The 23,545-nt window shown below is 58.0% G+C and carries 18 protein-coding genes; 16 read left to right on the top strand and 2 right to left on the bottom strand.

Annotated features, from left to right (window positions below; translation table 11 throughout):
* Positions 1-168: 168 nt before the first annotated feature.
* From RBB82_RS04180 to RBB82_RS04120, 13 genes are all read left to right on the top strand, one after another.
* Positions 169-696, top strand: coding sequence for a DUF2127 domain-containing protein (locus tag RBB82_RS04180; RefSeq protein WP_433973862.1), 528 nt, complete (start codon positions 169-171; stop codon positions 694-696).
* 323 nt (positions 697-1,019) lie between these two features.
* The gene (locus tag RBB82_RS04175) at positions 1,020-1,481 is read left to right on the top strand and encodes a division/cell wall cluster transcriptional repressor MraZ (RefSeq protein WP_433973861.1); all 462 of its coding nucleotides are present in this window, start codon (positions 1,020-1,022) and stop codon (positions 1,479-1,481) included.
* A gap of 45 nt (positions 1,482-1,526) precedes the next feature.
* Entirely contained in the window at positions 1,527-2,420 is an 894-nt protein-coding gene (gene rsmH, locus RBB82_RS04170) for a 16S rRNA (cytosine(1402)-N(4))-methyltransferase RsmH (protein ID WP_433973860.1), read from the top strand.
* A gap of 202 nt (positions 2,421-2,622) precedes the next feature.
* Positions 2,623-3,144, top strand: a complete 522-nt coding sequence (locus tag RBB82_RS04165) for a septum formation initiator family protein (protein ID WP_433973859.1) — start codon at positions 2,623-2,625, stop codon at positions 3,142-3,144.
* Positions 3,145-3,242: 98 nt separating this feature from the next.
* Positions 3,243-5,582 (top strand): penicillin-binding transpeptidase domain-containing protein, encoded by a 2,340-nt coding sequence (locus RBB82_RS04160; protein ID WP_433973858.1) that lies wholly within the window; start codon positions 3,243-3,245, stop codon positions 5,580-5,582.
* Positions 5,583-5,624: 42 nt separating this feature from the next.
* Entirely contained in the window at positions 5,625-7,124 is a 1,500-nt protein-coding gene (locus RBB82_RS04155; RefSeq protein WP_433973857.1) for a UDP-N-acetylmuramoyl-L-alanyl-D-glutamate--2,6-diaminopimelate ligase, read from the top strand.
* Positions 7,121-8,512: a UDP-N-acetylmuramoyl-tripeptide--D-alanyl-D-alanine ligase gene (locus tag RBB82_RS04150; RefSeq protein ID WP_433973856.1), complete on the top strand. Its 1,392-nt coding sequence runs from the start codon at positions 7,121-7,123 to the stop codon at positions 8,510-8,512. Before RBB82_RS04155 ends, RBB82_RS04150 begins: the two co-directional genes overlap by 4 nt.
* A gap of 52 nt (positions 8,513-8,564) precedes the next feature.
* Positions 8,565-9,203, top strand: a complete 639-nt coding sequence (locus RBB82_RS04145) for a hypothetical protein (protein WP_433973855.1) — start codon at positions 8,565-8,567, stop codon at positions 9,201-9,203.
* Between the two features lie 141 nt (positions 9,204-9,344).
* On the top strand, positions 9,345-10,481 hold the full coding sequence (gene mraY, locus RBB82_RS04140; protein WP_433973854.1) for a phospho-N-acetylmuramoyl-pentapeptide-transferase: 1,137 nt from the start codon (positions 9,345-9,347) through the stop codon (positions 10,479-10,481).
* A 15-nt stretch (positions 10,482-10,496) separates the two neighbouring features.
* A complete protein-coding gene (gene murD, locus RBB82_RS04135) occupies positions 10,497-11,852 on the top strand; it encodes a UDP-N-acetylmuramoyl-L-alanine--D-glutamate ligase (RefSeq protein WP_433975336.1) in 1,356 nt (451 codons plus the stop codon).
* A 29-nt stretch (positions 11,853-11,881) separates the two neighbouring features.
* Positions 11,882-12,976 carry a putative lipid II flippase FtsW gene (ftsW, locus tag RBB82_RS04130; RefSeq protein ID WP_433973853.1) on the top strand — a complete coding sequence of 365 codons (1,095 nt, stop codon included), beginning with the start codon at positions 11,882-11,884 and terminating at the stop codon, positions 12,974-12,976.
* 187 nt (positions 12,977-13,163) lie between these two features.
* Entirely contained in the window at positions 13,164-14,249 is a 1,086-nt protein-coding gene (murG, locus tag RBB82_RS04125; RefSeq protein ID WP_433975335.1) for an undecaprenyldiphospho-muramoylpentapeptide beta-N-acetylglucosaminyltransferase, read from the top strand.
* Positions 14,250-15,058: 809 nt separating this feature from the next.
* On the top strand, positions 15,059-16,582 hold the full coding sequence (locus RBB82_RS04120) for a pyridoxal phosphate-dependent decarboxylase family protein (RefSeq protein WP_433973852.1): 1,524 nt from the start codon (positions 15,059-15,061) through the stop codon (positions 16,580-16,582).
* An 85-nt stretch (positions 16,583-16,667) separates the two neighbouring features.
* Here RBB82_RS04120 and RBB82_RS04115 read toward each other — a convergent pair whose 3' ends face one another.
* Together RBB82_RS04115 and RBB82_RS04110 are read right to left on the bottom strand one after the other, a co-directional pair.
* Entirely contained in the window at positions 16,668-17,849 is a 1,182-nt protein-coding gene (locus tag RBB82_RS04115) for a YXWGXW repeat-containing protein (RefSeq protein ID WP_433973851.1), read from the bottom strand.
* Positions 17,850-18,081: 232 nt separating this feature from the next.
* Positions 18,082-19,155, bottom strand: coding sequence for an acetamidase/formamidase family protein (locus RBB82_RS04110; RefSeq protein ID WP_433973850.1), 1,074 nt, complete (start codon positions 19,153-19,155; stop codon positions 18,082-18,084).
* 231 nt (positions 19,156-19,386) lie between these two features.
* Between RBB82_RS04110 and murC the strand changes: the two genes are divergently transcribed.
* The 3 genes from murC to ftsA all read left to right on the top strand — a co-directional run bounded on the left by murC (position 19,387) and on the right by ftsA (position 23,432).
* Positions 19,387-20,787, top strand: a complete 1,401-nt coding sequence (gene murC / locus RBB82_RS04105; RefSeq protein WP_433973849.1) for a UDP-N-acetylmuramate--L-alanine ligase — start codon at positions 19,387-19,389, stop codon at positions 20,785-20,787.
* A 132-nt stretch (positions 20,788-20,919) separates the two neighbouring features.
* On the top strand, positions 20,920-22,206 hold the full coding sequence (locus RBB82_RS04100) for a cell division protein FtsQ/DivIB (protein ID WP_433973848.1): 1,287 nt from the start codon (positions 20,920-20,922) through the stop codon (positions 22,204-22,206).
* Positions 22,203-23,432, top strand: a complete 1,230-nt coding sequence (gene ftsA / locus RBB82_RS04095) for a cell division protein FtsA (protein WP_433973847.1) — start codon at positions 22,203-22,205, stop codon at positions 23,430-23,432. The genes RBB82_RS04100 and ftsA overlap by 4 nt, the downstream gene beginning before the upstream one ends.
* The last annotated feature ends 113 nt before the right edge of the window (positions 23,433-23,545 follow it).

Genomic DNA, 23,545 nt, shown 5'->3' with positions numbered 1-23,545 from the left:
GTACATCTCCATGCTGCGCGCAAAAGATGATGAAGAATATGAGCGCGGGGAGTCCGATTGCGTGAGCACAATTGTTCTGCGATTGATGTTGATGCGGTAAAGATGAGCTGCAACGGACGGGGCGTTGACAAATTCCACCCACTCACCGTCAACTGAAAGTCGGAGCTCATGCAAAACGAATCGAGCATCAGTCGCGGGTTGGTACAGGCGCAAGAGGGCGAAGGTCACGTCAGCGGTAAGCGGGACCGTGGCCTGCTGCTGATCGGCCTGTTCAAACTGGCGAAGGCGATTTTTTTCTTCTGTATCGGCGCGGGAGCGCTTCACCTGCTGCATAAAGATCTTGGAGATGAGATATTGCGGCTGGCTGTAAAGCTGAAGTTCGATCCGGAGAGCCGGTTTGTCGCACTGCTGCTCGACAAGGTCGACCTGATTGACGCGCATCGGCTACGACAGATCAGCGTTGCGACGTTCGGTTATTCGGCACTGGCTCTTACGGAAGGGGTTGGGCTGCTGATGGAGAAGGTCTGGGCAGAGTATCTGACTCTGGTACTGACCGTCTCGTTTTTGCCGTGGGAGCTATATGAGCTGGTACGTCGCCCGGATTGGTTCCGGCTGAGCCTGCTGTTGATCAATCTGGCGGTGCTGGCTTACCTGATCTGGCTGCTTCGGCGGAAGAGGTTATTAGGCGGGAGCTAGCACTTTCGCTTTTATTTCGCTTACCAGATGGTTTCAGAGCTTTCAAGTGACTCGGAAGGCATGAACCACGGTAGCTAACACTGCCTGTAGTGGTTGTATTTCTAGATTGCCCAAGAGGCTGAGTTTTCCACATCCCGATATGGGAAATACACAGAAGTTGCACAAATTAACTCTTTACAGGGTGGGGACGCTCGGCGATGCTGGTGGAGCGAAGTAGAACATTTTGGACTTTGGTGGACCAAACGAGGTTCCCCGCAGGCAAAATTCTACGCTGCGAAGTGATTTTGAACGGAATTTGAGTTGGGCAAGGTATCGAGGTCGTTATGTTTCGGGGAAATCATCCAACACGCGTGGACGAGAAGGGGAGACTAAAACTTCCCGCCGAGTTCAAGCGCCGTGTGGATGAGCTGTACGGACCCCAGTTCTACATAACGAGCATGGATGGGAAGCGGGCGCAGGTTTATCCGCTGAAGGAGTGGGAGCAGATCGAGGCGTCGCTGTCGAAGATGTCCCCGATGGATCCGGTTCGGAAGAAGTTTCAGGATGTAACGAACTTTTACGGGCAGATGGCTGAGATGGACGCACAGGGCCGGGTGCTGATTCCACAGAAGTTGCGGGAGTTGGCGAAGGTTACAGGCGAGGTCAATGTTCTGGGGTCGCAGACGTTGTTGGAAGTTGTGAATGCAGAGCTGTTCGATGCCGAGATGAAGAAGGCAAGTGGAGCGGTTGAACTAACGGATGCAGATTTGATGGCATTTGCAGATAAGACAAAGGTTGTTGCTTAGCAGGTGCGGGATGGCCCCAGGGGCAGCACAGAAGGCGGGTGAAAGATGAAGAGTCCGCAACATGTGCCGGTTCTTTTAGAAGAAGTTTTGGAGTATTTGAATGTGCGGCCGGGCGGCGTGGTGGTTGACGCGACGCTGGGTCTGGCGGGGCACTCTTCGGAGATTGCGAAGAGGCTGGGCGGCAAAGGTAAGTTGATTGGCTTTGACCGCGACCCGGAGGCGATGGAGAAGGCTAAAGCAAGGCTTGAGGGTTTACGGGCTGAGCTTGGCGGCGAGATGCCTGAGCTGGTTTTTGAACCCAGGGCGTTTTCGGAGGCTTCGGGAGTGATTGAGCCGGGGAGCCTGGATGGATTGCTCGCTGATTTCGGCGTGAGCAGCCTGCAGCTGGACGAGGCGCACAGAGGATTTAGTTTTCGGACCGATGGCCCGCTTGATATGCGGATGGATACGCGCAGCGGGGAGACGGCCGAGCAAGTGGTAAATCAGGAAGACGAAAACGGACTCGCCGACCTGATTTACGAATTCGGAGAGGAAAGGAGGTCGCGGAGAATCGCCAGAGCCATTGTTAGGGCCCGGCCGATTACGACTACAGCAGAATTGGCTCGAATCGTATCGGCCGAGGCCCCACCAATGAAAGGCGAGAAGATTCATCCCGCTACAAGAACCTTTCAGGCACTTCGGATTCGCGTGAATAACGAGTTGGGAGAGATTCAATCGCTGCTGAAGAGCGCGGGATCTCTGTTGAAACCGGGCGGAAGGTTGGTGTTGATCAGCTTTCACTCGTTGGAAGACCGGCTGGTGAAAGACGCGTTCAAGGCGGCAAAGGACGCGAAGATATTTGAGGTTTTGACGAAGAAGCCGGTGGTAGCGGCTGAGCAGGAGCAGATGAGAAACCCGCGATCTCGGAGTGCAAAGATGCGGGCGGCTGAAAAAGTTTAGGTACAAGATTCTCTGTTGCACTGAAAATGGTGCACTCTATATAGACAGAGAAAACATGTGATCGGGCCGGGGTTGTCCCACCTTCTTTCAGGCGAAAGACAACTCAGTACGACAAAGTCCCTTCCTCCAATAGCGATCCCGGCCCGGTTCGTACGTTTTGGGGAGTGGCAAAGATTAGAACGACGAGTGAGTGAGGTGCACGATGGCAGCTTCGGCGATAGCAGGACAACAGATGGAGATGATGGGTTCGCGGGCGCAGAGCCGTGCGGAGTCGCTGGCTGCGCGCAATCGTGAACTTTATGAGACGCAGCGGCGAGCGCGGCGTGGACCGACTCCGGAGGTCTTCTTCACCAAGCACATTGATAACAGCCGCATTGTGAAGGCGGATGATCCAGATCGGCGGCGCGAGATGCGTACATTCACTGCGATGATGAGCGTGCTGTTTGTGCTGGTGATGGTGTATGTGTGGCAGCATTTTTCTGCGATCGAGATTGGGTATCACGTTGAAGCGCAGAAATTGCAAGTGGAGCAGCTTCGGGAGGAGAACCGTCAGCTTCGGTTGACGGAGGCTCAGCTAACCGATCCGGGTCGGATCGACAAGATCGCAAAGCAACTTGGCCTGGCGGAGCCTCAACCTGGGCAGGTGGTGCGGCCAGAGGGTGGAGATCCGAACGTGCCGGTGCTGGCGCAGGCAAACGCTCCTTCGATGCAGATGATTCAATAAGTTTTTGGCGTGGAAGCATCTGAAGTTCTTCGAGTTTGCTGAGAACGTTCTAACGAAGAGGCCATTGAAGTACGACTAAACGAAGAAGCAGGGATGGAATGAATAAGGTGCCACGGCAGACGTTGACCGCTCCGATACGGAGGATCCGTTTCGCTTATGTGGCACTCTTTTTTTGTGGCTGGACGTCGCTGATTGCTCTGCGTCTCGGGTGGTTGCAGGTGGTGCGGCACGGCGATTTCGTGCATCGCGCAGCGCTGCAGCAGCAGAGGACGTTTGAGGTCGCGCCACGTCGCGGAATGTTGTATGACCGGAATCTTCGTGAGCTTGCGGTGACGGTGCAGGTGGATAGTGTGTATGCGGTGCCGTCGGAGTTGGGAGACAATCGCGCGAGTGCAGCGGAGATACTTGCAGAGATCGTTCATGCAGACCCACGGGATAACTTCACATCGCAGCAGCAGATGCTCGCGCGGTTCAACGCTTCGAGGAACTTTGCGTGGGTGGCGCGGAAGGTTGATCCGGAGATCGCTGATCGTCTGCGCGAGTTGAATCTGAAGGGAGTTTATTTTCAGAAGGAGTTCAAGCGGTTCTACCCGAATAATGATTTGGCGGCACAAGTGCTGGGATATGTGGGCACAGACGATGTGGGTTTGGGAGGATTAGAGAGGCAGTTCGACGAAGATATGCATGGCGAGCCTGGGCACATGCTGACGGCGCTCGATGCGAAACGGCATGTGCTGGGAAGCGAAGAGAGCCAGCCGATGCCGGGTGAGAACCTTGTGTTGTCGATCGACGCGAATATTCAGTACATGGCAGAGCGCGCGCTGGATGCGCAGATGCTGAAGACAAGAGCGCTGCACGGTACGGTGGTGGTGCAGGATCCGCACACGGGACAGATTCTGGCGCTGGCGATTGCGCCGCGGTTCAATCCAAACGACCAGAAGCACATGGATTCTAGCGTGCTGCAGAACCTTGCGGTGAGCGATGTGTATGAGCCGGGGTCTACGTTCAAGCTGGTGACGTATTCGGCGGCACTGGATGGCGCGGGCGTGCAGCCGACTGACCTGGTGGACTGCCAAGGCGGCGCGATGACGATGTATGGCCGTACGCTGCACGACGACCACAGCGACCACTTTGGCGTTGTTACAGTGCAATATGCGCTGGAGCACTCGAGCGACGTTGGCGCGGCAAAGATGGCACTGAAGTTGGGGCCGAACAAGTTTTACAACTACATGCGCGGATTTGGTTTTGGCGATCGTTCAGGGATTGAACTGCCGAGCGAGACGCGCGGTTTGCTGCGGGCACCGAAGAAATGGGGATCGACGAGCATTCTGTCGATGGCGATTGGACAGGAAGTCGGCGTGACGCCGGTACAACTGGTGACGATGGTGAGTGCGCTCGCAAATGGCGGGGTATATATGCCGCCGCACGTGCTGTTGCAGTCGACCGATGAGATGAAGGGTGATGCGAGGTTGAAACCCGCAGCGTTTCGGCCATCGAATCAGTTGCCGTCGACGCTGCCAGATGGAGCGCACCGGGTGATCTCGGAGATGACTTCGGCGAAGATGCGGATGATGATGCAGGGAATCGTGACCGAGGGTACGGGCAAGCTGGCGGCGTTGAACGGGTACAGCTCCGCGGGCAAGACGGGGACTGCACAGAAGATCGATGTGGCGACGCATACGTACTCGCACACGAAGTTGGTGGCAAGCTTCGCGGGCTTTGCGCCGGTGAGCAATCCGGCGATCTCGATCGCGGTTGTAATCGACACGCCGACAGCTGGCGGCGAAGCGGCGCACTACGGTGGAGCGGCGAGTGCGCCGGTGTTCGCGGACGTGGCGCAGCAGGTGCTGGAGTACCTGGGAGTGCCGCATGACCAGCCGCTGAAGACGAAGAAAGAGTTGCAGATCACGCAGAAGGAAGTTGTGGATGATTCTCCTGCTGATAGCACGGCGGACTTGAACGCGATGTTTGACGACGTGAATAGTCTGCCTGCGGACGATCCCTTGCGCACGCCTGCGAATGCGGCTGCCGCGGAGGTTGCGGCCGATGAGAATCCCATCGTAGCTCCGACGACGAAGGTTGCGGGGAAGACTTCCGGGATTGTGAGTCTGCTACCAGCGAAGGTGTTGGCGTCATTCCATGCGGACGGTGGAACGAGTTCGACTTTGGGTGATGAAGGCGCTTCGGCGCGATTGGTTCCGGCTAAGGTTGTACCTGCGGTCTCGGTTAAAGACAAAGGCTCTGTTGTGGTGGACGCGGGGCTACGAATCCCGGTGCCGTCTTTTGAGGGAATGGGGCTCAGAGGCGTTGTAGAGCGTGCGGATACGGTGGGTCTGCGCGTGCAGGCGGTAGGCAGTGGGCTGGCTTGCGAACAGGTGCCTGCGGCTGGAACGATGGTGCCTGCGGGTACCGAGGTTATTGTGCGGTTCAATCGATAGTTTGCACTGCCAGGTATTGCTTCTGTCAGCTAGCATCCATATATGAATTGGGAGATGGTGTGTAAAGGCCTTAACGCGACGGAGCGCTGGTGCGCGTCGGTTGATGTCGCCGGGGTCGAGTATGATTCGCGGCGGGTGGGGCGGGGCGATGTGTTTGTCGCGATGCGAGGTGAGGCGACCGATGGAAATCGGTATATCGATGCTGCTATCGCGCGGGGCGCGGCGGCTGTCGTTACGGATTCAAAGGAAGCATATGAGAGCTTGCGGCGAGCGCATAGTGGCGTCGGGGCAGCGTTCGTAGAGCGCGGGCGTCGGGCGCTGGCGGAGGTTAGCTCGACTGTGATGGGGCACCCGGAGCGTCGGCTTGCGTTGGGTGCTGTGACGGGAACGAATGGTAAGACGACGACCGCGTTTTTGCTTGAGGCGATGTTGCGAAGCGTAGGGCGAACGTGTGTATTGATCGGTACGATTGAGACGCATGTAGGGAACGAAGTGCGGGTGTCGGAACATACGACTCCAGAGTCGCGAGATATTCTTTCGCTCTTTGCGGATGGCGCGAAGGTTGGGGCGACGGAGGCAGTGATGGAGATGTCCTCGCACGCTCTTGAGCAGGAGAGGGTGTGGGGAATCCCAGTGGATGTGGCGATGTTTACGAATCTTACGCAGGATCATCTGGACTATCACGGGACGATGGAGAACTATTTTGCGGCGAAGGCGAGATTGTTTGAGGGGGGTGGAGCGCCTCCGCCTCGGGTAGCCGTGGTGAATGTTGATGACGAATACGGCGGTGCGATGGAGAGAGCGGCTGCTGGATGCGGTGAGGTCTGGACCTACGGGTTTGGAGGGCGTTTCGGTCGAACACCCGCGTTTCGGGCAGAAGACTTGGTGTTGCGAGCGGGTGAGACGAGATTCGATTGGAAGACACCGAGGGGAACGGCGGCGATGAGATCGTCTCTGACTGGTCGGGTGAATGTGTATAACTTGCTGGCAGCGTCGTGTGCTGCGTTGGCTCGAGGTCTTAGTCTGGAGCAGATTGCGAACGCTGCCGAAAAGTTAGTGCCAGTGCCGGGGCGGTTCGAAACAGTGTCGAATGGGTTGGGGATTACGGTTGTGGTGGACTATGCGCATACAGATGATGCGTTGAGAAATCTAATCGCATTGGCGCGGGAGTTAGTGGGTGGCGGAAAGGTGATCACGTTGTTTGGATGTGGCGGAGATCGGGATAAGACGAAACGTCCGCGCATGGGGCGGGCTGCGGGTGAGGGAAGCGATTTGGTGATATTGACCAGCGATAATCCTCGAAGCGAGGATCCGATGGTGATCATTGAAGAGGCTTTGGCGGGAGTCAGGGAGACGGGTACGACTTGCATTGTGGAGGAGGATCGAGCGGGGGCGATTGAGATTGCAATTCGCGCTGCACGAGTGGGAGATATTGTTTTAGTTGCTGGAAAAGGGCATGAGAAGGTGCAGATCTTGAAGGATGGTACTGTGCCGTTTGATGATGTTGCCGTCGCTGCGAGAGTTCTGAAGGAGATTGCTTGAAGCTGACATTGGGACAGATTGCGGATTGGATCCACGCGGATGGCGAGTTCGATACGTCTGCTGAGGTGGTTGGGTATGCGATCGACTCGCGGACGGTTGGCGCAGGAGAGTTGTTCTTTGCGGTGCGTGGCGAGAGGCTGGACGGGCACGAGTATGTGCAGGCCGCGCTTATGAATGGAGCGGCCGCAGCGGTGGTGAGCAATCGGTGGATTGTCCCAGCAGAGGTGGATGAAGCTCGATTGCTGCTGGTCGCAGATGGTGAGGACTGCGTGTTGAAGTCACTGCAACAGCTTGCCCATGCTGTGCGGCGAGAGTGGGGCGGCCGCTTGATCGGAGTGACTGGATCGGCAGGCAAGACGACCACAAAGGAGGCGGTGGCTCAGGTTTTGGGAGCGAAGTTCAATGTGTTGAAGTCGGCGGGAAACTTGAATAATGGATTCGGCCTGCCTTTGCAGCTGTTGAAGCTGGAGCGTGAGCATGAAGTTGCAGTGATTGAGATGGGCATGAACCATGCGGGGGAGATTGCTTCGTTGGCCAAAATTGCAGAGCCGGACTGGGGAGTTGTTTCGAATGTCGGGCCGGTGCACCTTGAGTTTTTTGCAGATGGGATTGCAGGTATTGCACGGGCGAAGTTTGAGTTGATACAAGCGTTGCCGTCGAATGGTGTGGCAGTGTTGAACTTCGACGATGCCTATGTCGCTTCGTTCGGACGCGGACTTGGCGGACGAGCGACTTTCTATGGGGTGGGTGAGGGAGCTGAAGTAAGAGCCGTTCATGTGGCGGAGGTGGGCGCAGAGGGAGTGGTCTTTACCGTGGAGGCGAATGGCGAGCGTGCGAGTGTGCATCTGAGGATGCTGGGGAGGCACAACGTTCCGAATGCGCTGGCGGCCATTGCCGTGGGTCTGCGGAGCGGAATCTCTTTGGAGGAATGCGCCGCGGTAGTGGGTGAGATGCGAGCGGGAGATAAGCGCGGCGAGGTGCTGGAATGGCGTGGCGCGATGCTGATTAACGACTGCTACAACTCGAATCCGACAGCGCTGGATGCGATGGTGGAGGCGCTGATGGCGACGCCAGGGGAGCGCCACATAGTGGTCGCGGGGGAGATGCTGGAACTCGGGCCGGATGCGAAGGCGTTACACGCTGCCTGCGGGTCAAGGATGAAAGAGCGAGGAGTGGACCTTATTTTGGGTGTTCGCGGAGCTGCTGAGGCGATGGTGGATGCCGCTAAGGCGGCTGGAGTCGATGCATCGTTTGTAACTAGTGCTGAAGAGGCAGGCGAGTGGATGGTTGCGAATGTGCGCTCGGGAGACGTAGTGTTATTGAAAGCTTCGCGAGGCGTACGCCTGGAAAAGGCACTGACAGTCATTACAAAAGCACCAGGAACGTGACGAGTTCTAACAGCATCTGAGATTATTGCAAGCAAATTGAATGGAGCGGAAGATGCCGGATAGAGATAAGGCTATCGCCAAGGTTGAGAAAAAGGGCGCATTGAAGAAACATGCGAAGAAGGCTGCCAAACATGCGTTGAAAAAAAATGTTGCTAAGAAGCATGCGAAGAAAGCAACGAAGCATGTTGGAAAAAAATCGACCGGCGCGAAGACGACCACTGCTTCGGATCATGGGTTGATGACTGCGTTCCATCATATGCAGCGGGCTTCGGTGGTGATCTCACTCATGGAGAAGGGTACTGGGGAAGACCTTCGAGATCTGTTGGAGCGAGGGGTGAAGCTTTATCGCAAGGCATCGGAGGATGAAGGCGGAAACAGATTTGTACTGCGGGCGATTGGCGTGTTGAGGGCTGCGGAGCATCTGTCGCTGGCTGGCCTTTACGCGGCGAGAGAGAAGTATCAACGAAAGGTTGCATCGCCGGCCCCCGAGTGGCTTGAAAAGTTCATAGCCGAGACGGACCATCGATTAGAGCTGATTGAAGGCGTGGAACGCGGGAAGGGGACAGACTTGTTTCCGGTAACGGTCGAACTGTTGCGTCAGGCGGAGGATGCCGACCACGATGCTCACCTGGCGTTCGAGTTGGCGATGGCTGCGGATGCGCTTTGTTTTGCGTTGGAAAATGGGCTGTGAAGCGTATTTTTTTGCGGGCGGTGGGATTTGCATTGGTTCTCGTATGAGATAACCACAGACTAGAGGGTATAGGGCTGTTAAGATAACGGGTGACTCGCGACAAAAAATGAGCATAGCTGCGGGTAAAAGGCGGGGGACGTTTTGCTCTATTGGTTGCTGTATCAGAAGCTATTTCCCTATTTCCGGTTGTTCCGCATATTCCGCTACCTCACGTTTCGCACGGTGTTTGCGAGCCTGACGGCGTTGTTGATTGGACTGCTGATCGGGCCGTATGTGATTGAGAAGCTGCGCGAATTTCAGATCGGGCAGTATATCCGCGAAGAAGGGCCGCAGTCGCATCAGAAAAAAAGTGGTACGCCGACTATGGGCGGCGTGCTGATCTGCATCTCCATTCTGGTGCCTACCTTGTTATGGTCGGATCTTTCGAATCCGTATGTGTGGCTGGTGATGTTGTCGACGCTGGCGTTTGGAGCGATCGGGTTTGCAGATGACTACATCAAGGTAGTGCACCGGCGGAATCTGGGGTTGACGGCGCGGGCGAAGCTCGGCCTGCAGTTTGTGGTGAGCGCTGCGGTAGCGGCGGCTCTGGTTGTGATGGAGACGCGTGGAGGATATTCGACGCGGCTGATGGTGCCTTTTGCAAAACGGTTCCGACCGGACCTGGTGTGGGAGTGGATGGGGCACGTTCCGCATATGCATTGGCTGGTATTTGTACCATTCGTCGTGTTCGTCATGATTGTGATTGCAGGCGCGAGTAACTCAGTGAATCTGACGGATGGGCTGGACGGATTGGCGATTGGATGCACGATCATTGCTGCGGGTGCGCTGACGGTGCTGACTTATGTGAGTGGGCACGTGGTGTTCTCGGACTACCTGGAACTGCAGCGAATGCCGATGGTGAGTGAAGTTACGGTCTTCTGTGGGTCCATGGTCGGGGCGAGCATCGGCTTTCTTTGGTACAACGCACATCCGGCCGAGATTTTTATGGGGGATGTCGGGAGTCTTGCGTTGGGCGGGGCAATTGGGACCGTTGCGGTGGTGATCAAGCAGGAGCTGCTGCTACCTTTTATTGGCGGAGTGTTTATTCTTGAGGCCCTGAGCGTGATGTTGCAGGTGGGCAGCTATAAACTGCGAAATGGAAAACGCATCTTCAAGATGGCTCCTCTGCACCATCATTTTGAGCTGATGGGCTGGTCAGAGTCGAAGGTGATTGCGCGATTCTGGATCGTGGCGCTGGTGTTTGCTTTGTTTGCGTTGACTACGTTGAAGCTCCGATGAGACTGTGAAGGCATGATGGATTTGAAGAATAAACGGGTGTTGGTGGTTGGGCTTGGAAAGTCCGGGCTTTCGGCGGCGATGTTTCTGCGCGCGCAAGGGGCTCGGGTGACGGTGAGCGATGCGCGCAGCGCGATGGCGCTGGCGAAAGAGATTCCAGCGCTTTTGGAGTCCGGGATAATGGTCGAGTCGGGCGGCCATGGTCTGCTGACATTTCGGCGGCAGGATTTGATCGTGGTATCGCCAGGTGTGCCAATGGATACGCCTGAGGTGAAGCAGGTCGTGGCATTTGGTCTCCCCGTTATTGGGGAGTTGGAGTTGGCGAGCCGTTATCTGAAGGGGCAGGTGGTGGCGATTACCGGGTCAAATGGGAAGACCACTACGACGACGCTTGTGGGGAAGATCTTCAGGGATTCGGGCTTACCTACACAAGTCGGCGGAAATATCGGACTGCCGGTGATCGCTCTTGTGGCACAGAGCACAGCGGAGACGGTTAATGTGCTGGAGGTATCGAGCTTTCAATTGGAGACCGTGGAGGAGTTTCATCCCAGGATTGCGGTGATCCTGAATATCACGCCGGACCACCTGGACCGGCACGGAAGCTTCGAGAAGTATGTGGCGGCAAAGGAGAGGATCTTCGAGAGGCAGGGCGTGAAGGATGCGCTTGTGTTGAACGGGGACGATCGGGTGGTGCAGCTGAGTGCGGCCCGGGCTAAGAGTGAGGTGTTCTGGTTTAGTGGAACCAAGGCCGTTCGGCGAGGGGCGTTTGTGCGGGATGGAGTGATTGTCTGGGTGGAGAAAGAGGGGGGAGTTACCGAGCCGGTGATGCCGGTGTCGGAAGTGCCTTTGAAGGGGGCGCATAACATCGAGAACGTGCTGGCGGCTGTTTGTGTGGCGCGATTGGAGAAGGTTTCGGCGGAGAGCATTCGAGCGTCGGTTGCCTCGTTTACCGCTGTGGAACATCGATTGGAGCTTGTGCGGAAGCTGAATGGGGTCGAGTTCTATAACGACTCGAAGGCGACCAATGTGGATGCGACGATGAAGGCTGTGGCTTCGTTTGCGAAGGGGATTCACTTGGTCCTTGGAGGGAAGGATAAGGACTCCGACTACAGTTTGATGGCTCCGCTGCTGAAGAAACGAGTGAAGGCTGTTTACACCATTGGTTCGGCTGCAGAAAAGATTGAGCGCCAACTGCACGGAGTCGTGAAGATGGTGGCAGCGGAGACGATGCAGGTGGCCGTGGCGGAGGCTGCGAAGTCGGCTGTTGCAGGCGATGTTGTGCTGCTGTCGCCGGCATGCTCGAGCTTCGACCAGTTTGAGAACTATGAGCATCGCGGCCGCGTGTTTCGGCAGTTGGTGAATGAACTCAACTAAGCACATAGCAAGAAGCGGGAAGTGATTCGATGGCGAAGAGAGTAGGGGTGGACAAGTGGCTCTTCGGAGTGGTGCTGCTGCTGGTGCTGTTTGGGCTGGTGATGGTGTTTTCGGCGTCTGCTGTAATGGCGCAGTCGAGTCTGGGATCTCCTTATCCTTATGTGATGAAGCAGGCGATCTGGGCTGTGCTGGGGTTGATCGCGATGGTCGCGCTGATGCAGGTGGACTATCGGACTTACAACAATCCGAAGGTGGTCCTTCCTGCGGTTGCGGTGACGATGTTGATGTTGATCGGCGTCTTTGCGATGAAGGACTCGCATGCGACGCATCGCTGGGTGCGGTTTGGGAATCTGTTTACGTTTCAGCCTTCGGAGTTAGCGAAGCCTGTGTTGGTGTTATTTCTGGCTTACTTTTTGCAGACGCGAATTCACCAGATGGATGACTGGAAAGGGACGATTCTGCGGGCGGTTGCTGTTCCGCTGGCGTTTACGGCTTTGATTTTGAAGGAGCCAGACCTGGGGACCGGCATGGTGTGCATGGCGGTGACGGCTCTGATGCTGTATCTGGCCGGGGCCAAGACCAAGTACTTTGCGGTTGGTGCGGCGTTTGCCGCACCGGTGCTTTACTTCATGTTGTTTCACGTTGCGTTTCGACGGGCTCGGATGCTGGCGTTTGTGAATCCCGAGGCCGATCCACGTGGGAGCGGGTTTCACATCCTGCAATCGCTGATTGCCGTGGGAACTGGCGGGATTCGCGGTCTCGGGTTGATGGAGGGTCGGCAGAAGCTGTTCTACCTGCCGGAGGTTCAGACGGACTTTATCTTTGCCAACATCTGTGAAGAGCTGGGATTGATTGGGGCGCTGCTGATTGTGGCGTTGTTTGTGGCGCTGGGGTATCGGGGACTGCGGGCGGCGTTTCTTTCGACCGATCCGTTTGCGCGGTTTCTGGCGTTCGGGATCACGACTGCGATTCTGATCCAGGCTTTCTTCAACATGAGCGTGGTGCTGGCGCTGCTACCGACGAAGGGGATTCCGCTGCCGTTCATCTCTTCTGGGGGAACTTCGCTTTTTATCACGCTGGCCAGCATGGGTGTGCTGCTGAATGTGACGCGTGAGATCGATTGAGTCAATTGAGTCGGGTATTGGCGCTTTTTTCTGGATATAGGTCAATTCTTTGTCCTGCCGGATGGGCCCACTTCGCGTGGGGCGGTCACTTCGTGACGGGTATACCCTTTCGTGGCGGGATGAGCGGTTTTGGTCCTTCCTTTGGTCGGTGGATTCGTCTGGGAGAACGGCTCTGGTGAACGAATCTATGCGGCGGCTGCGCGTTTTGATTGCTGGCGGGGGGACCGGGGGGCATGTGATTCCAGCGCTGGCTATTGGGCGGGAGATGCGGGACGCGCACGGGGCCGAGGTGCGGTTTGTCGGTACGGCACGCGGGCTGGAGACGAAGCTGGTGCCGGAGGCTGGGTTTCCGTTGGAGCTGATCCGGGTGGGGCAGTTGAAGAATGTGAGCCTGATGACGCGGCTGCGGACCTTGGCTAATCTTCCGCTTGGAGTGGTGCGGTGTCTGGAACTGGTGCGGAGCTTTAAGCCGGATGTGGTGGTGGGGGTTGGTGGATATGCTTCGGGGCCAGCGATGCTGGCGGCGGTGCTGCTGCGAGTCCCTACGGTGGCGTATGAGCCGAATGCGGCTCCGGGGCTGGCTAACCGGCTAGTGGGTAGGTATGTTGGTGCGGCTGCGGTGAACTTTCCGGAGACGGCGAGGTACTTTCGCAATGCCGTGGTGACTGGTGTGCCGGTGCGGGAGACCATCTTTGCGGTGCCGGATAAGACGCTGGGCTCGGAGCCTCGACTGTTGATTACGGCGGGGAGTAATGGGGCGAAGATCTTCAACGAGACGATGCCAGGGATCGCGGCGCGGCTGCTGGAGCGGGTGCCGGGGCTGACGATCGTCCACCAGACGGGCGAGAAGGCCCTGAGTGCGACGGCGGAGGCTTATGCCAACGCTGGTGTCGATCTGTCGCGGGTTAGGGTGACTGCGTTTCTGAGCGATATGCCGGACCAGTATGGTGCGGCGGATCTGGTGTTGGCGCGGGCGGGCAGCACGGTGGCGGAGTTGGCTGCGGCGGGTAAGCCTGCGCTGCTGGTGCCTCTGCCGACGGCTGCCGACGATCACCAGCGAAAGAATGCCGAGCTGGTGGTGAAGGACGGGGCTGCGGAGATGCTGCTGCAGGCTGAGCTGACGCCGGAGATACTGTTGGATCGGCTGACTGGGTTACTAACGAATGGAGAGCGGCTCCGGACGATGAGTGTAGCGGCCCGGGCAATGGGAAGGCCTGGGGCGCTTGAGAAGATCGGTGAGATGGTGGCCTCGGTGGCAAAAGCGGGAGCATGATGGGATCGTTTCCTCGATTCGTCGCGACTTTCTGAATCTACCGTGGTCATCATTTCTGTCACCTGTCGCCCGCGCTCCAGGGTACCCCCTCCCCCCCCATTATCCTGGATAAGTTGCTTATAATCAGTAATTTAACGTGCGTGGTCATTTGTAAAAATGTCATTCTAAAGGGTTTGCAACCAAATTCGTCCAATCAAAGGGGTTATGGGTTGAATGGAGAAGCCCCGGCGGTTGCGCGGGGCTCTTTTCTGCTTACTATTCAAGTATAGCGGTTTGGGGATAACTCATACGCCACGCGAATCTGCTGGATTGGCGCGGGTTTTCGTGGCTTTGGGGCTTGACAGGGTTTTCTGGGGCTAAAACTGCGTTAAATTCCACATGGGTGCGGCGGCTCGGAGTTGAAGGAGAGCGGTTCGCGCTTTGGGCGAATGCCCACATCTCAAAATCGATATATGGGGCACCCGGCTTGACAGGATTTTCAGGGCCTAAACTGGTTAGTTCAACATGGGCTGCTATCGCAAAGTTGCAGGAGAGCGGTTCGCGCTCCCGCGCGAATAACCCACCCTTCGTGATGAAACTACGAAGGATGGGCCACCCGGCACCCCGGCACATGTTCGCATATCAAAATCGAGATTATGGGTGACCCTGTTCCCGGTGGATGCTCACATATCAAAGTTGAGATGTGAGCACTCGACGGTGTTCTGTTTTTGCCAATCATGACGGGGGTACGTACGCTAAAAAGTTCGATAATGTGATCGGTCGTGGTGTACTTCCTGCTCAATCATCGACAGAATTATTTTGAGGATGCCATGCAGAACGAAGATAGTTTTACGAGGCGTGTGTCGCCATTGGAGATGGATTCTGAGGAGTTTCGAAGACTGGGATATCTCCTTGTCGATCGGATCGCTGGATTTCTGGACTCACTCCCTGAGCGTGGAGTGACTCGCGGTGAGTCGCCCTCGGACATTCGGCATGCACTCGAGGCGGAGCGCACCTTGCCTCAGCATGGTGCGGATCCGGGGGTGTTGCTCGATCATGCTGCTGACTTGTTGTTTGAGCACTCGCTGTTCAATGCGCATCCGCGCTTTTGGGGTTACATTACTTCGTCGCCTGCGCCGATCGGTGCGCTGGGGGATCTGCTGGCCGCTGCGGTCAATCCGAATGCCGGGGCGTGGCTTCTCTCGCCGATGGCGAGCGAGATTGAGGCTCAGACCATACGCTGGATCGCCGAGATGGTGGGCTATCCGACTGACTGCGGCGGCCTCTTTGTGAGCGGCGGGAACATGGCGAACTTTGTGTGTTTTCTGGCGGCGCGGCAGGCGAAGGCGGGTTGGGATGTGCGGGTGAAGGGAGTGGAGAATAGTCGGCTGCGCGTGTACTGCTCCAAAGAGACGCATACGTGGATTCAAAAGGCTGCAGACATCTCGGGGTTGGGCACGGATGCGATTCGCTGGGTTCCGACGGACGATGAACTGAGAATGGACGTTGCGGCGCTGCGTAGACAGATTGTGAGCGATATGGAAGCTGGTGACAGGCCGCTTCTGGTGGTTGGTACTGCTGGTTCCGTGAGTACGGGCGCAATCGATCCGCTGCCGGAGATTGCTGCGATATGCCGTGAGTTCGATGTGTGGTTTCATGTCGACGGCGCTTATGGTGGGCTTGCGGCCGTTTTACCGGATGCTCCGGATGCGCTGGTTGGGTTGCGTGAGGCAGATTCGCTGGCGGTTGATCCGCATAAGTGGCTCTATGCACCGCTGGAAGCGGGTTGCGCTTTGGTACGTCACTTTGACAAGCTGCGCGATGCGTTCGCCTATCATCCGCCTTACTACCACTTCGGAGTGGAGGCGATTAACTACTTCGACCTGGGGCCACAGAACTCTCGCGGATTTCGAGCGCTGAAGGTGTGGCTCGCGCTGCAGCAGGTTGGGCGAGAGGGATATGTCCGGATGATCTCGGAGGACATTCGATTGGCTGGAGAGATGTTTCAACGGATATCGGGATACCCGGCGCTGGAGGCGTTTACCCATTCGCTTAGCATCACCACGTTTCGGTATGTGCCCGTTGATCTTGACTCTGGCGATGAGAAGGTTGAGGCGTATCTGGACCAATTGAACACTGAGCTTCTGACTCGCTTGCAGGCCGGTGGGGAGGCTTATGTTTCGAATGCAGTTGTTCGTGGACGATTTGCGCTGCGGGCATGCATTGTGAACTTTCGCACGTCGCTGGCCGATGTCGAGGCGCTGTTGCCGATTGTGGTGAGGATAGGTAAGGAGGTTGATGCTGAGCTTCGGCCTGAGGCTCTTCGCAGTGAGGCGCCTCAAGGGGTTCAGTAGGCCGAAGGTGGTGGTTGCTGTGTTGAGAACAAGAAAAGGGCTGAGGATTGTTGCTCCTCAGCCCCTTTGATTTGAAGGCCTGGTGTTAGCGATGACCGCCGCCACCACCACCGTGTGAGCCGCCTCCACCACCACCTCCGCCGTGGAAGCCTCCGCCGCCACCACCACCGCTGTAGCCGCCGGTGTTACCGCCGCCGTGATAGGCTCCGCCACCGCCACTGTAGCCGCCGCTTGGGGCGGATGGGTGATAGTTGCTGCCTCCGCCGCTGTAGCCGACGTTGCCGGACGGGCGATAGCTGCTGCCGTTGTTCCCGGCGTAGCTGTTGAAGTGGCTCTGCGCCTGCGCGGGCTGGCTGTAGTTGCGTGACGCTCCGTTGTAGGCGGTTGCGCCGTTATACGAACGATTTCCGGCGTAGTTGTTGTTGTTCGCACCGTTGTAGGTTCTGGCGGTGTTTGTTGTTGCACCTGTGAAGCCTCTCGACGCGCTGGCTCCTGCACTGTTGTAGGTTGAGCGGCCTGCGTTGGTTTGCGCGAAGCTGCGACCGTTGATGCTGGAGCTGCGAACGTTGGAGGCGTAGTTTCCGCCACGGTTGTTGGCTACGTTGTTGACGTGGGTGAAGCTCGTGCCGCCGGGGTGGCCGGAGTATCCGTTGTAGGAGCGGTTGTAGTAGTTGCCGCCGTGCCAGCCGCGGCCAACGTTGCAGTAGGCGCGGTTATACCAAAAGCGACCGCCGCCCCAGTATCCGCCATAGAAGCCGATGCCGAAGTAGCCGAAGCCGTAGTTGATGCCACCGTAGTAGCCGACGTAGGGGCCCCAGTAGCCAGTGTTCCAGAAGTAGCCGCCGTAACCGTAGCCCCAGTAGCCGGGTGTCCAGAGAGCGCCTGTGTAGGGTGCGAGAACCCATGCGCCTTGAACCCACTCGTAACCATCACCGCTCCAGGCCCAGTAGCCGGGGGTCCAGATGTAGCCGTCGCCGGGGGCGGCGGGTTGGGTGTAGTCGGGGATCGCAGGCGGGGCCTGTTCTATGCCTTGCGGGGCGCCGGGTTGGGGCTGGCCGTACTGCTGGGGGTAGGTGTTGTCCTGCGGGGCGCCCGCGCCGGGGCCGCCATATTGAGGATCCTGTTGGGCGAGCTGTTCGGCTGCGGGAGAGCCGTATTGATCGTTCGGGTTGTAGGGCTGGACCTGGGCAAGGAGCGGCGCGGCCACAACAAAGCCGGCCAGTGTTGCTACACCGAGAGCGTTTCTGAAGCGGCGGGTGGACGTCATGGCGTTACCTTCCTGCTCAGCCTTCGTTTATCCGGTGTTGCGGTCGTGCGGCGGACTTCGCGGAGAGCAAGGATGAGTTCCAGCCCGGCTGAAGAAGCCCGGGTCAAGTGCTCAGTAGATTAGACACGAATATTAAGCGTTTGTTGCTAAATATTGAAGTCGCAAGTGTCGTGTTTGATGACGCTGTCGGGGCTAAGAGGTTGTACCTGTTCATCATGCTGATTGTGTGGGGTTAGTGGGTGGGGATGGGCGTGGTAAAGAGCTTTTTGGGGCAGATGACGTGGACGCCGCTCTTGGTGTCGACGAGTTGGGTGATGTCGACGTCGCAGGCGGTGGAGATGAGGGCGTAGGCGTCGTCGCGGGTGAGGTGGGGGTGGTCGGGGATTTGCTCGGAGAGGAAGGTGATCATGTTGCGGACGGCCATCTCGGTGGCGGTTTTTAGGTCCTCGTCGAAGCCCATGGCAATGTATTGGGTGGGGGTTTCGGCTCGGGGCCAGAGTAGGTGCTGATCTTTATCGCCTGGCTGGGCCTTGTGGACTATGAACTGGAAGGTGCCGGTTAGTTGGGTTTCGAGGGCGGTGATGTCAACTTCGCCGTTGCCCTGGTTGGCGTGGCCGTCGCCTGCTTCGAAGAGAGCGCCTTTGGCGTTGATGGGGATGTAAAGGGTAGTGCCGGCGACCATCTCTTTGTTGTCGATGTTGCCGGCGTGCATCCAGGGTGGGGCGGAGTTGTACTTGCCGGCGGACTCGGGTGGGGCGATGCCCATGCTGCCGAAGAAGGGGTGGAGGGGGATGTCGATGCCGGGGGCAAAGTGGCCGATCATGGCGGCGCGATCGAGGGGGATGATGCGGGTGCGGCTGTAGGGGAAGTCGTTGGGGAGGAAGCCGCGGCCGGCGCCGAAGCCGTTGCAGGCCCAGGGGACGTCGATGGCGATTTTTTGAATGCGGACTTCGAGGACGTCGCCGGGCTCAGCTTCTGTGATGGCGACGGGGCCGGTGAGGATGTGGCCGCCGGGACCTTTTTCGCTGGCGGGGTAGTTTTTGTATATGTCGGCGACGTAGGGCGGGATGTCGGCGTCGGCGATGCCGAGGGACTTGAGGCGCTCGGGGGAGCCGCAGGTGGAGAGGGTTTGGATGGTGACGGTGTCGCCGGAGTGGACGGTGAGGACCGGTGTGGCTTTGGCGGAGTAGAAACCCCAGGCGACTGTGGTGGGAGTAGCTAGGAGCGTCTGGGCTTGCTGGGCTAGGGCAGGTATTGTGAGGAGTGCAGCGGCGCACAGGGCGGCGAAGCGGATTGGGTTGAGCATGGATTTTATATATCACGTGCGTGTCCTGCCGGACGGGCCCACTGCGCGTGGGGCGGCCACTTCGTGGCGTGTGTACCTTGTTTTTTGTGATGAGAGCGAGAGGGTCCTCCCGTAGGTCGGAGGGGAGTTGAGTTGCGCACTCTTTGCTCGTAAACGCTGATAATCTGAAGGATCACTGCATCGTGCGCGGTTATTCGCATTGATAGTTTTGAAAGTAGAGATTACGAGAGCATGTTTGTGCCTGGGCACTTTTTGTTTGCGCCGTCGCAACGGATTCACTTTATCGGGATCGGCGGAATTGGGATGAGCGGGATCGCGGAGATCCTGCTGACGATGGGGTATTCGGTTTCGGGGAGCGATCTGCGGCGGAGTGCGGTGACGGATCGGCTGCTGGGGATGGGGGCGCGGATCTTTGAGGGGCATGTTGCGAGCAATGCTGCGGCGAGCGATGTAGTAGTGACGAGTTCAGCCGTCTCGAAGGATAATCCTGAGGTTTTAGAGGCGAAAGAGCGGAAGATTCCGGTGATTCAGCGGGCGGAGATGCTCGCAGAGTTGATGCGGTTGAAGTATGGGATTGCCGTGGCCGGGATGCATGGGAAGACGACTACTACTTCGATGGTTGCGGCGGTGCTTGCGGGTGGCGGGCTGGATCCTACTGTGGTGGTTGGGGGCAGGGTGAACGCGCTGGGGTCGAATGCGAAGCTGGGGAATTCGCAGTACCTGGTGGCGGAGGCAGATGAGAGCGATCGCAGCTTTTTGAAGTTGTCGCCGGTGCTGGCGGTAGTGACGAATCTGGATCGCGAGCATATGGACTGCTATCGCGATATGGCGGATGTTGAAGGCGCGTTTGTGGAGTTTATGGACCGGCTGCCGTTTTATGGGGCAGCTACGGCTTGTGTCGATAATGCGCTGCTGCGGACTGTGCTGCCTCGGGTGAGGCGGAGGGTTTATACGTACGGCGAGAGTGCGGATGCGGACTTTCGCGTGGAGATTCTGCCGAAGGATGAGGCGTGTCACTCTTGTTTTGCGGTGAACTATAAGGGATTGGTGCTGGGGACGTTTCGGCTGCATGTGCCGGGGCGGCATAACGTGTTGAATGCGACGGCTGCGGTTGCGGTGGGGGTGCAGTTGGGGGTGGCTCCGGACCAGATTGCGGCGGGGTTGGAGACGTTTCTCGGGGTGGATCGGCGGTTTCAAATCAAGGGTGAGGTGCGTGGGGTGACGGTGGTGGATGACTATGGACATCATCCGACGGAGATTCTGGCTACGCTGCGGGCAGCGCGGGATTGTGGGTATGGGCGCGTGCATGTGCTGTTTCAGCCGCATCGGTTTACGCGGACGCGTGATCTGATGACGGAGTTTGCAGGAGCCTTCAAGGACGCGGATACGGTTGAGGTGCTTGATATCTACGCGGCGAGCGAGGCTCCGATTTCGGGCGTTAATTCGCAGGCGCTGGTAAAGGCGATCAAGGCCAAGGGCGGAGACAAGGTGGGGTATGCGCCGTCTATGGCTGAAGGAGTTGGCATGCTCGTGCGGGTGGCCAAGGCAGGGGATGTGATTTTGACGCTGGGGGCGGGGAGTGTATCGCAGGCGGGGCCAGCGGTGCTGGCAGGGTTGGCCGCGAATGGGTGAGTTCCTGAAAGGGTACGTGGCAAAGATGGGGGGCTGCGGCGGGGACGCTGCGGGTTATGCTCAGGATGGCGATTCTCGCGGCCTTGCTCAGGCGTGCGACAAAGCGATGTGTTTTCGAAGCGCGGGACAGCGGTGCTAGAGGCGCCTGAGCAGAAGTATGCTTCGGAGTCTCGGGGGCCGCGACGGGTCTCGGCTTCTCCAGACCGGAGGCTGCGGCGTGATCTTAGCGAAGATTTCGCGGACGACCCGCATTGGGACGACGATGCTCCGGCGGGGCGGCGTAAGGCGGGAGTGCGCGTGCGATTTCGCGGCCTGCCGTCGACGAAGTGGGGAAGGATTGCGGCTGGATGTGGTTTGGTTGCGTGTCTTGGGGTTTGCGCCGGGTTGTATCTTGCGGCGAGGAGTTTTCTGTTGCACGATGAGCGGTTCTTGATTCCGTCATCATCTTCGATTGAGTTTCAGGGCAATGCGCATGTGACGCGGGCGCAGCTGCTGAGCATCTTCGGGGAGGATATCGAACGGAACATCTTTAAGGTTTCGTTGCCGGAGCGGCGTGCCGAGCTGGAGAGGCTGCCGTGGGTGGCGCACGCGACGGTGATGCGGCTGTTGCCGGATCGGCTGCGGGTTTCGATTGTGGAGAGGACGCCGGTGGCGTTTGTGCGACAGGGCAACCATATCGGGTTGGTGGATGCGAACGGCGTGTTGCTGGATATGCCGGTGGATGCGAAGCCGGATGGTCACTACTCGTTTCCGGTTGTTACGGGGATTGTGGCAAATGATCCGTTGTCGGTGCGTGCGGCACGGATGAAGATCTATGAGCGCTTTACGACGGAGCTGGATGGGTCGGGAGAGAAGATCTCTGAAGGGCTTAGTGAGGTTGATTTGTCGAATCCGGAGGACGTGAAGGCGCTGATTCCGGATAAGTCGAACGAGATTCTGGTTCACTTTGGCGATGTCGATTTTCTGGAGCGCTATCGCCGGTTTCAGGAGCATCTGCCGGAGTGGCGAACGGTTTATCCGAAGCTGTCGTCGGTGGATATGCGGTATGAGCGGCAGGTGGTGCTGGAGATGCAGTCTGGCGCGGGAGTGCCGGTTGCAAACTCTGGAGATGGGGCCAGCGCTTCATCGGCGGCTGATTCGAAGACGGCTGCGGCTGCTATGTCTAACGCTGCTGACGATGCGTTGAAGGCTTCAGCAAAGGCTTCGCCTGTTGTGCATCCTCCTATGGCGAAGCATGCAGCGGTTGTGAAGGGGAAGCCTGCGACTACTCATCCGACTGCGCAGAGTAAAGCTGCGGCTGAGGCGAAGAAGAAGAGAGACGCAAAGGCAAAGGCTGCTGCTGCGGCGAAGCATCACGCGGTCGCGGCACAGGGGCCAGCTACTACGCAGTATCATCCTACGCAGGCGGCGCATCCATGAACCAAAAACAAGACAACCTGATTACCGTGCTGGATGCAGGGAGCACGAAGAGTTGTGTGCTGGTGGCGGAGCTGCAGGATGGCGTGCTGCGGTATCGCGGACATGGCATTGAACCTTCGCAGGGAATGCGTAAGGGTCTGATTGCGGAGCTGGGGCCGGCGGCGGAGGCGATCAATCGTGCGGCGCTGACTGCGGAGCGAATGACGAAGGCTGGAATCGAGACGGCGATTGTGGGAATCGGCGGGACGCATGTGCGTGGAGTGAACTCGCGCGGCGGAATCAGCATGGGTAGCCGCATGCGCGAGATTACGAGAGAAGAGGTGCGGGCTGCGGTGGATCGTGCGCGGTCGGTGGCGCTGCCTCCAGATCGCGAGGTGCTGCACCTTTTGCCGCAGGAGTTTATTTTGGACGACCAGCCGGGGATTCATGACCCGGTGGGGATGGTGGGGAACAGGCTTGAGGTGAATCTGCATCTGTCGACGTGTTCGGGTGGGGTGGCGCAGAGTGTGATTACGTGCGCGAATCGCGCCGGGCTTGAGGTGCAGGACACGGTGTATGAGGGGATTGCCGCCGCTGAGGCTGTGTTGAGTGCGGATGAGCGTGAGCTTGGTGTTTGTATGGCCGATATCGGCTCGAGTACGACGGAGCTGGCGGTGTTTTTTGAAGGGTCGATTGCGCATACGGCGGTGCTGCCGATTGGTGGGGATCACTTTACCAACGACCTTGCGGTTGGTCTGCATGTGACGGTGGAAGAAGCGGAGTATCTGAAGAAGATGTATGGGCATTGCGTGGTGACAGCGGTGCCGCAGTTGAATGAGATTGAAGTTGGGGGAAATCTTGCCTTCTCTGGTGGGCAGCCGGCGCGGATGGTACGGCAGAGATTTCTGGCGGAGATTCTGGAGCCGCGTGCGCGTGAGTTGTTCACGATGCTGAGGGATAATCTGCGGCACGGTGGAGTGCTGGAGGCGTTGGGCGCAGGCTGCGTTGTGACGGGCGGTGGCGCGAATATGGCGGGGCTGCTGGATAACGCGGAGAGTCTGCTGCGGGTTCCGGCTCGGATTGGGTATCCGGTGCCGCTGTCGCGGATGCCTGCGGAGTTGGCTACGCCGGAGTTCGCGGTTGCGATTGGGATGCTGCTTTATACGCACCGGACACAGGTGCGGCGTGCGAGTGAGGAGCAAGGGCTGAAGGCGAAGTTAAAGGCGATCTTTGCTGGAAGCTTCTAATTGTTCTGTTGCTAGTTAGCTGGTGATTACGGACTACTATCGTGCGGTTCGCGCTTCCGTACGAATAATCCACCCTTCGTGATGAACCATCAGTACACGAGCTTAAGCACAGC

Origin of the sequence: Tunturiibacter lichenicola, assembly GCF_051013355.1 — a bacterium.
Lineage (GTDB): Bacteria > Acidobacteriota > Terriglobia > Terriglobales > Acidobacteriaceae > Edaphobacter > Edaphobacter lichenicola_F.
Note: the sequence above shows the minus strand (reverse complement) of the source record. Positions and strands in the feature narration are given on the sequence as shown.

Excerpts from the sequence above, each read along its gene's own strand:
- murD (WP_433975336.1), top strand. The coding sequence starts at position 10,497 with ATGGATTTGAAGAATAAACGGGTGTTGGTGGTTGGGCTTGGAAAGTCC.
- RBB82_RS04175 (WP_433973861.1), top strand. The coding sequence starts at position 1,020 with ATGTTTCGGGGAAATCATCCAACACGCGTGGACGAGAAGGGGAGACTA.
- RBB82_RS04160 (WP_433973858.1), top strand. The coding sequence starts at position 3,243 with ATGAATAAGGTGCCACGGCAGACGTTGACCGCTCCGATACGGAGGATC.
- RBB82_RS04145 (WP_433973855.1), top strand. The coding sequence starts at position 8,565 with ATGCCGGATAGAGATAAGGCTATCGCCAAGGTTGAGAAAAAGGGCGCA.
- rsmH (WP_433973860.1), top strand. The coding sequence starts at position 1,527 with ATGAAGAGTCCGCAACATGTGCCGGTTCTTTTAGAAGAAGTTTTGGAG.
- ftsA (WP_433973847.1), top strand. The coding sequence starts at position 22,203 with ATGAACCAAAAACAAGACAACCTGATTACCGTGCTGGATGCAGGGAGC.
- RBB82_RS04115 (WP_433973851.1), bottom strand. The coding sequence starts at position 17,849 with ATGACGTCCACCCGCCGCTTCAGAAACGCTCTCGGTGTAGCAACACTG.
- RBB82_RS04120 (WP_433973852.1), top strand. The coding sequence starts at position 15,059 with ATGCAGAACGAAGATAGTTTTACGAGGCGTGTGTCGCCATTGGAGATG.
- murC (WP_433973849.1), top strand. The coding sequence starts at position 19,387 with ATGTTTGTGCCTGGGCACTTTTTGTTTGCGCCGTCGCAACGGATTCAC.
- murG (WP_433975335.1), top strand. The coding sequence starts at position 13,164 with ATGCGGCGGCTGCGCGTTTTGATTGCTGGCGGGGGGACCGGGGGGCAT.
- ftsW (WP_433973853.1), top strand. The coding sequence starts at position 11,882 with ATGGCGAAGAGAGTAGGGGTGGACAAGTGGCTCTTCGGAGTGGTGCTG.
- RBB82_RS04110 (WP_433973850.1), bottom strand. The coding sequence starts at position 19,155 with ATGCTCAACCCAATCCGCTTCGCCGCCCTGTGCGCCGCTGCACTCCTC.
- RBB82_RS04165 (WP_433973859.1), top strand. The coding sequence starts at position 2,623 with ATGGCAGCTTCGGCGATAGCAGGACAACAGATGGAGATGATGGGTTCG.
- RBB82_RS04180 (WP_433973862.1), top strand. The coding sequence starts at position 169 with ATGCAAAACGAATCGAGCATCAGTCGCGGGTTGGTACAGGCGCAAGAG.
- RBB82_RS04155 (WP_433973857.1), top strand. The coding sequence starts at position 5,625 with ATGAATTGGGAGATGGTGTGTAAAGGCCTTAACGCGACGGAGCGCTGG.